Raw genomic sequence first — 349 nt, 5'->3', positions numbered from 1 at the left:
GGGGGGGGGGAATATACCCGACGCTAAACTGTTGCTACAAGATAAGCGTCTAAAAAACTATCCCGTATTGATTGAGTATAAGGGGTATAAAGATAAACTCGTCAGGCTTGATGCAAAAGGCAATGTAGCTAACAGGAAAGATAATAATGAGCCTAATTACATAAACATTAACGGTTACGCGGTAAATGGTGCAGTTCATTATGCAAACGCAATTCTGCAGTATACAACTTATACTGATGTAATAGCTATTGGGGTGACAGGTTACCGGAATATAGCCGGTGAAATAGAGCTTTTAATAGGTGTTTATTTTGTTGCTGCTTCAAAAGAAAACTTGGGTTTGGGGCAGAAA

Annotated in this window: 1 protein-coding gene; it reads left to right on the top strand. The window is 39.3% G+C overall.

The window, feature by feature from the left end; genetic code table 11:
- Window positions 1-67: 67 nt before the first annotated feature.
- On the top strand, window positions 68-349 hold a 282-nt coding region (locus KJY78_RS02955), incomplete at its 3' end, for a hypothetical protein (RefSeq protein ID WP_214337126.1).

The sequence above is a fragment of the Canibacter zhuwentaonis genome, from assembly GCF_018531145.1.
GTDB classification, from domain to species: domain Bacteria; phylum Actinomycetota; class Actinomycetes; order Actinomycetales; family Microbacteriaceae; genus Canibacter; species Canibacter zhuwentaonis.
The sequence above is the reverse complement of the archived record's forward strand: the minus strand, read 5'-3'. Positions and strand labels throughout refer to the sequence as shown.